The organism is Bifidobacterium myosotis (assembly GCF_002259745.1).
GTDB classification, from domain to species: domain Bacteria; phylum Actinomycetota; class Actinomycetes; order Actinomycetales; family Bifidobacteriaceae; genus Bifidobacterium; species Bifidobacterium myosotis.
The window spans coordinates 1-7,196 of sequence record NZ_MWWW01000034.1; the positions used below are offsets into that span (position 1 = coordinate 1).

The 7,196-nt window shown below is 66.2% G+C and carries 7 protein-coding genes; 3 read left to right on the forward strand and 4 right to left on the reverse strand.

Translation table 11 applies throughout. The features are described from left to right. The coding region (locus tag BMYO_RS11095) for an InlB B-repeat-containing protein (protein WP_158216996.1) at positions 1 to 878 on the reverse strand (878 nt) is incomplete at its 3' end. 203 nt (positions 879 to 1,081) lie between these two features. On the opposite strand from BMYO_RS11095, the gene BMYO_RS11100 reads away from it, so the two are divergent. Then, positions 1,082 to 2,347 (forward strand): ATP-binding protein, encoded by a 1,266-nt coding sequence (locus BMYO_RS11100; RefSeq protein WP_094668519.1) that lies wholly within the window; start codon positions 1,082 to 1,084, stop codon positions 2,345 to 2,347. Between the two features lie 102 nt (positions 2,348 to 2,449). Next, positions 2,450 to 2,803 (forward strand): hypothetical protein, encoded by a 354-nt coding sequence (locus BMYO_RS11615; RefSeq protein ID WP_143249194.1) that lies wholly within the window; start codon positions 2,450 to 2,452, stop codon positions 2,801 to 2,803. A gap of 13 nt (positions 2,804 to 2,816) precedes the next feature. Here BMYO_RS11615 and BMYO_RS11710 read toward each other — a convergent pair whose 3' ends face one another. The 3 genes from BMYO_RS11710 to BMYO_RS11110 form a co-directional block, all read right to left on the reverse strand. Continuing rightward, positions 2,817 to 2,975 (reverse strand): hypothetical protein, encoded by a 159-nt coding sequence (locus BMYO_RS11710; RefSeq protein ID WP_158216997.1) that lies wholly within the window; start codon positions 2,973 to 2,975, stop codon positions 2,817 to 2,819. A 298-nt stretch (positions 2,976 to 3,273) separates the two neighbouring features. Beyond that, the gene (locus tag BMYO_RS11105; RefSeq protein WP_094668520.1) at positions 3,274 to 4,086 is read right to left on the reverse strand and encodes an HNH endonuclease family protein; all 813 of its coding nucleotides are present in this window, start codon (positions 4,084 to 4,086) and stop codon (positions 3,274 to 3,276) included. Next, positions 4,083 to 5,432, reverse strand: coding sequence for an AAA family ATPase (locus tag BMYO_RS11110; protein WP_158216998.1), 1,350 nt, complete (start codon positions 5,430 to 5,432; stop codon positions 4,083 to 4,085). The genes BMYO_RS11105 and BMYO_RS11110 overlap by 4 nt, the downstream gene beginning before the upstream one ends. A 141-nt stretch (positions 5,433 to 5,573) precedes the next feature. Here BMYO_RS11110 and BMYO_RS11115 point away from each other — a divergent pair. Continuing rightward, positions 5,574 to 7,196: InlB B-repeat-containing protein (locus BMYO_RS11115; protein WP_143249195.1), on the forward strand; the 1,623-nt coding region annotated here is incomplete at its 3' end.

A 7,196-nucleotide genomic window follows, 5' to 3' on the forward strand; every position in this document is an offset into this window, starting at 1 on the left:
CAGCCGGCGGCGAGCTGCACGGAGGAGGTGCCAGCGCCCGTGACGGCCTGATACGGGGTCAGGGAAGCGCCGCGCAGGACATCGAACTTGCCGCCGGAGATGTTCTCGCCGTCCTTGTAGTACTGGTACCTGGAGGTTGCCGGGAAGTTGACGATAACACCCTTGTCGGCCTTGACGCCGAGCTTGGTGCCGCGCTTCGCGGAGGAAACGCCGTCGAAGCCGCCGAACACGAAACCGTCGCCAGGCACATCTTCGGACGGGACCTGCCAGTCGGCGACCTGATCGCCGTCGGCCAGACGAACATACACGGTGTTGCCGTCGTAGGAGGTGTTCACGACCTTGGCGGCGCCATCCGGATCGATCTCCTTCACAACCTTGGTGGTGTGGCCCTCCTGGCCATACAGCAGGTTGAAGGTCACGCCTTCCTCGGACTCGTCCGTGTAGTCAACCGCCCAGTGGGCGTACAGCGTGGTGCCATCCTGCAGCGCAGAGGACGGATCAACGGCGGAGCCACCGGCATCAGGGCTGGTGTACCAGCCGGTGAACACGTAGCCGCTGTCCTGAACGAAGCTATCCAGACCGTACCAGTCATACAGGTGCTCGAACACGCCGTCGGCGTAGTTCACGCCCTGAGCGTCGGTCTGCTTGCTGTCGGTCAGCTGCAGCTTGGTCTTCGCCGTGTCGACGAACTGGGCCACGCTCGGATCGGACGGGGAGCCGACGAACTTGCCGCCGTTGGCGTCCAGGGTAACCTGCACGTCAGGCGTCTGCAGCGGCGCGGCGTTGGCCGTGCTGGCGGCGACGCCCATGGTCGCGATCATCGCGACGGAGGCGAGGCCGGCGAGCGGGGCGCGCCAAACCTTAGTGTTTCCAGTCATGTTCTGGAACCTTTCTTCTAGGGACACGGGGAGGGGCATGGAATTCGGCAGGGGCGCCTGTCGCGTGGTCGTGCGGGCGTCTTTCGGTTTCCCGCGGTCGTTTCCGTCCGTTCTCCTTTCCATTGCAGGACTGAAAGACCTGATTACAGTATTTGTACATTCGGTGCTGTATTTTTTGTACATTCGGAGTACGATTATTGGCTATGAGTGATTACATTCCCCGTCCGTTGGCCGCTTCGCTGTTGAGGGCGCGCCGCAGGACCGTGATTCTGGAGGGCGCCCGCGCGGTGGGCAAGACGATGATGGCCCGCCGCCAGCTGGTGCCGGCGGGGTTCTCGTACGAGACGCTGGCGGACGCGAACACGTACGGGCTGGCCCGCGCGGACCTGCGCGGATGGCTGGAGGGGTTGAGGCTGCCCGTGATCATCGACGAGGCGCAGCGCATCGGGGATCTTCCGTTGGAGGTCAAGGAGATCGCCGATTCCCTGACCGCGGACGGCACCCAGTTCCTGCTGACGGGCAGCGCAATCATCAACCGGGGCGGCCTGGACGGTCAGGATCCGCTCGCCCGCCGCGTGCAGCGCTTCTCGATGAGCCCCCTGACCCAACGTGAGATGCACGGTGTCGGGGAGAGCCTCGTGGACGACCTTTGGGAGGCCGAGCCGAACACGGGCTTCGATGTGCCGATCTCCCGTGCGGACCTCTACGGGCTGATGGCGGCGGGCGGGTTCCCGGAATACTCGGCCGAGTACGAGCGGTACGAGGAATGGGAGCGCGAACGACTCGTGGAGGACGACATCCGCACCGTGCTCGGCGACACGATCCTGCCCGACGAGAAACTGGACGTGGTCATCGCCCAGAGCATCCTCGACCGGCTCCTGTGCATGCCGGGCGGCATCATGAACGCCAGCGCCCTGGGCGACCTGCTCGCCCTGGACCGGCGCACCGTGGAACGCTACGTGGGCATCTTCATGCGCAGGTTCCTCGTCCACGCGCTTCCCAACATCAGGACCGCGCCGAACCGGCAGACGTTCACACGCGCGAAGATCCACCCCGTGGACACGTCCCTGAGCGTGCAGACCATGATCTCCAAGGGGCGCGATCCCCTGGCCTCGCCCGTGGACTACGGCAACCTGCTCGAGTCGTTCGTCGTCAACCAGATCGTGCCCGCGGTGCAGTGGTCGCGCACACACCCGGACTGCTTCTACTGGAGGGAGCCGGGCAGCCATCCCAAGGAGGTGGATCTGGTCATGAGCCGCCGGGGCCGGCTCGTGGGCGTGGAGGTCAAGTCCTCGTCCCGGGTCGCGCGCGAGGACTTCCGCGGTCTGGCCGAACTCGCCGAGGACCCCAGGTTCCACCGCGGCTACCTGGTGTACACGGGCTCGCGCGTCATGAAATGGCCCAATGGCCTGTGGGCGCTGCCGGTCACTGCATTGTGGGAGCCGGAAGCGTTCCACGCGGCAACATGAGCGACACCGGGAACGGCGACGGCCGGAAAGGGCATCCGGCGTCGCGGCGTTTGACGGGGCCGGAGCGTCCGCATGGACGGAAGGTCGGTGGCGTAAGCCACGATGATCTCCGCTTTAGATTCCGTTGCGCCCGAAGCGCTCCATGCGGGGCGGCGTCCCGTGGCCGCTCGGCCGGTATGCGCGGTTGCGGTTGCCGCCCTCGGCGACGGGCTGAACTCGTTCGGGACGCGCTCCTGCGGCACGCCCGCGCCGAGCGCCAGACGCGATTCGAGCCCCTCCGGGCTCATGCATGCCGCCCTTCCGCTATCGGACATGTCCGATAAAAGCCATGGGGACAAGGAGGGCATCCGAGCCGGGGTATGGTGCGGCATGGCGCGCGAGGGGCGGCGTCCGCGAGCCCGGTCGGCCGGTTCATGGTTCGAGTTCCTCGCCGCCGACGGCGAACTCGAACTGTGAACCCGCCAGCACGTCACTCGTCCCGGGTCATGCCGCGCGGCAGGCCCCCGGGGATCATCAGTTTCATCCGGTCGCCGAACACGCTCACCGGGGAGGGGCCGGTCAGCGAGTAGTCCCGGCGGGCCACCATGTTGAGCGGCCCCTCGCGCTTCACAGCTCCCCTTCCTGCCACCCTGCCACCACAAGTGGGAGAAGGGTGGGAGAAAAGTGGGAGAAAAGTCAATCGAAACAGAGGATATACGTTCCGTTGCATATGCGCGGATACCTGCGGGGGAGCCGAAGGTGGGGTGCGGGGAACGATGCCGGGCCGTTTCCGCCCGCTTCCGCCACCATGCGCGCAGCATGAGGGGGGGGGTGATGTTCCCGCCGCGCACGCCAACGTGCATGCGGGCAACGATTCATGGCGGGTCGCCGGCAGTCGCCGTTCCGGGCGTCCCCCGCGTCCGGGCCGGGCGCCGCGGGGCCCGGCCCTAGGCCGGGTAGGCGTCGGAGTACTTCGCCCGCATGCTTTCGCGGCGGGTGAGTATGTAGAGTTTCGCCTCGATGAACGGCTCCTTCGGGTCGCGTTCGGCGAGGAGGTTGCGGATCTCCCGTTCGCAGGCCGCGTCGACGGCCCTGCCGTCCCCCGCGGACATGAGCAGCTTCAACAGCCGGGCGATCGCCGCCCTGCGCGCGTTGCACAGATGCCGCGCGTTGAGGTTGAGCAGGCCGGTGTCGCCTTCGCCCCTGCCGATGTCGTCCCATACGGTCTCATCGTCGGGGTCCGCCGGCTCCACCCGGCCGCTGCGCTTGTAGGACAGGCGGCGGAGGGCCTTCCTGTCCCGTGGGTCGAGGGCCATGCGATGCGAGCCGCGAAGCTTGTCGCAGGTCAACGGCAGGCCGTCGCGCCCGGTCTCGTTGGAGCAGACGGCGAACAGGTTCGCGTAGTCCACGGATGCGGCGTCGGCCTCCGCGGGAGGCAGGTCGTCGCGCCCGTCGGTCCAGGTCAGTCCGGGATACTCGTCACGGGAAGGGTGGCGTGGGAGGAAATGCTCGACATGCGCGCCGAGGCGGGACCGGCCCGTCCCGATCGTCCGCTCGCAATAGACGCACAAGTGCCCCTGCTCCCTGAGCAGCTTGTCCAGCACCATCCGCCGGGTCTCCCCGTCGAGACGGTCCCACAGGGTGCGGGAATCAGTCCCCGGGCCCACGCCCTGCAATCCGCGTGTGCGTCTCTGCGCCTCGACCGCCGTGCCGAACACGGCGGGCGCGTGGACGGCGTGCTTGTCCACGAACAGCATCATTCGCCCCCGTCGCCGGCGCCGCGCATGAAGTCATACGCCGTCCTGGCCGACACGTACTCGGTGTTCGTGCCGCCCACCATGCCGTACAGGCGGTCCAGCTCCCGCTTCGCCGTCGGATAGTCGCCATCGTCCAGGGCGGACTCGAATCCCTCCAGCGCGTCGCGGACCGGCTCCGGCAGATCGTGCGCCCCCTGCACGCTGGTGATCGTGCTCGACGCCGGCTGGCCATACGTCTCGAACCCGGGTTCCGCGGCATGCCCCGAACCGGTCGCCGCGTCGTACGACAGCATCCTCACCTGCCTCCTGGGCACCGAGGAGATCACCAGCGGGGCATGGGTGGTCACGATGAACTGGACCCCGGGGAACAATTCCCCCAGGACGGCGATGACATGCTCCTGCCATGAGGGATGCAGATGCAAATCGATCTCGTCGACGAGCACCACGCCGGGCGTGCACCGGACGGCATCGACGCCCATGGCCGGGTTCAGCATGGCCATGCGGCGGGCGATGTCGGCGACCATGCCGATCGTGGCCCGGTAGCCGTCGCTCAGGGTCTCGAACGGCTCGTCGCGATACTCGGCGCCATCCGTACCCGTGTACGACACCAGCATCCCGCCATCCGCGTAATCGATGCACGCGTCCGCATGCCCGGTAAACCGCTCCAGGCAGAACGCCACCGCGGCCCTGACCGCCTCGAAGGACGATATGCCCCGCCCCCTGCGATCCTGCTCGGCGGTCATCTTCTTGAACCAGGTGGCCATCTGCTTATAGCTCACGGACGAATTTAGACACCCGTCATACCCGCCGAACCGGTTGCCGGCCTCCAGATACGCATCCGAATGGGTCCTCCACTGCCGACGGTCCCGCGGCCACAACCGGTCCGTACCGTAATACGCCACCAACGGCAACACCACCGACGGGTCTGAACGCACCGCCTCCTGATACTCGTCCGACACCCCGATCATCGGCTGCGCGTCGGCGACCGTCATCTTCCCATCGGGACGACGCAACGACCTCCCCCACTCCAACCGGACAGGCTCCGGCGCACGACCCTCCCGATAATCCGCCCAGCCGGCAGGCCTGGCCACCTCCCCCACGGCCGAAACCGAAACGGGGAACTGCTGCTGCGTGTCATACACGCCCCCCACCTCATAACGGACCCGGCGGGCATCGGAACGCTGGATTGACGGCCCGGACACATCCGGGAACTTGGCCAGGAACGCGCCCAACACGACGGCGGCGGCATCCAGCACGGCGGTCTTGCCCATGCCATTGCCGCCCACCAATACCGTCACTCTCGCATCGAAATCGACCGACAACGCCGAGAACTTGCGATAATCACGCATCACCAGCCCGTCCAAACGCATCCGCAACCCTCCGCAACCAACAAAACACCACTCCCGCCAATCTTAACGCCCCAACACCTCAACCAACCCCCTTCCTGATCCCCGCCCGGCCCGGTGTCCCTAGAAGAAAGGTTCCAGATTATGACTGGAAACACTAAGGTTTGGCGCGCGCCGCTCGCCGGCCTCGCCTCCGTCGCGATGATCGCGACCATGGGCGTGGCGGCCAGCACGGCCAACGCCGCCACGGACTACGTGTATCCGGGCGTCACCGTGACGCTGGATGCGAACGGTGGTTCGTTCACGAATTCCTCCTACACCACGGCCGATGGCAAGTCCGACGTGAGCAAGGACCAGAAGACCGTCACGCTCACCGACTACCAGAACAAGAACGTCGACGGATACTCCTACGCGGACGGCGTGTTCAAGAACGACCTGTACGGCGTGTTCGGCTTGGACGCGAACATCCAGTGGGACGCGCAGCAGTCCCGCGCGTTCTCCGGCTGGTACACGGAGAAGAGCGGCGGTCAGGCCGTGGATCCGACCACGGCCCTCGCTGATGGCACGACCCTGTACGCGCACTGGAGCGTCGGAGCCACCGGCAACTCGGATGAGTCCGAGCAGGTTGTCAAGCTTGACACGAAGGGCGAGGTCGTGTACGCCTCCGATCCGGATGGTCTCGCCAACGTCGTGGACGCCACGAACTTCGAGGTGCGTCTGGCCGATGGCGATACGCTGGCCGACTGGGAGCTTCCGTCCAAGGACGCGGCTGTGAACCATGTGGTCCCGACGTGGGAGAACGCCTCCTCCGCGAAGGCCGGTGACACGCTGGCCGTCAAGCAGAACGAGGGCGCGACCGTGAGCATCAAGCGCACCGCCGTCGCCCCTGATGCCGGCGCCCAGTACGACCTGTACAAGGACGGCGTCGCGGTGAACACGACCAAGGCCTCCTATGACTTCGACGTGCTGACCGGCACGGCCCTGTCCGAGTATCAGGCCGTGACCTCCGGCACGAACAAGAAGCTCGCGAACGCCTGGCAGCTGACCTACGGCGGCAAGACCTCCGACTACGAGTTCGGCACCGCGTTCCCGTCGGACGCGAAGGACGTCGTCCTTGAGGTCAAGGGCGGCCAGCAGTCCACGGTCGTGCGCGTGCACAAGTGGGCCAAGACCGAGACCGAGGATACGCTGCTGCGTTACTTCGTGCCGCGCGGCCAGTCGTTCCAGTCCACGTTCGGCAAGACCCTCGATGAGGTCTCCCGTCCGAACACCTCGTTCCTGGGCTGGTACTCCTACACCGACAAGGACTCCAACGGCCAGCAGACCAACGACAACTACTTCGACCCGAACCTGATCCAGAAGAACGACGAGGTCGAGAAGAACGGCACCCCGTCCGTGTTCGACTTCACGACCACGCTCAACGGCGAGGGCATCGACCTGTACGCCGGCTACAAGAACGACGCTCGCTTCACCACGATCACTCTGGACCCGAACTACTCGGGCGCCGACAAGATCAGCGTGAAGATCTACGCGGGCAAGAAGATCGGCGAGCAGCTGCCCACCGTCACCCGCGACGGCTACACCCTCACCGGCTGGTACACCGACCCCGTTACTAATGTTGCCTCTCAGTTGGATACCGACAAGAAGGCGACCACCAACCCGGACTACCCGGCCGCCGGTTCCATCTGGTACGCCCGCTGGACCGCCGACTCCAAGGACAACTCCCAGCTGAACGGCCTGCTGAACAACCTCAGCCGCTTCTACGTG

What these genes read in the sequence shown, in the direction of transcription:
- BMYO_RS11100 (WP_094668519.1), top strand. Translation starts at nt 1,082, where the DNA reads ATGAGTGATTACATTCCCCGTCCGTTGGCCGCTTCGCTGTTGAGGGCG.
- BMYO_RS11615 (WP_143249194.1), top strand. Translation starts at nt 2,450, where the DNA reads ATGATCTCCGCTTTAGATTCCGTTGCGCCCGAAGCGCTCCATGCGGGG.
- BMYO_RS11105 (WP_094668520.1), bottom strand. Translation starts at nt 4,086, where the DNA reads ATGATGCTGTTCGTGGACAAGCACGCCGTCCACGCGCCCGCCGTGTTC.
- BMYO_RS11110 (WP_158216998.1), bottom strand. Translation starts at nt 5,432, where the DNA reads ATGCGTGATTATCGCAAGTTCTCGGCGTTGTCGGTCGATTTCGATGCG.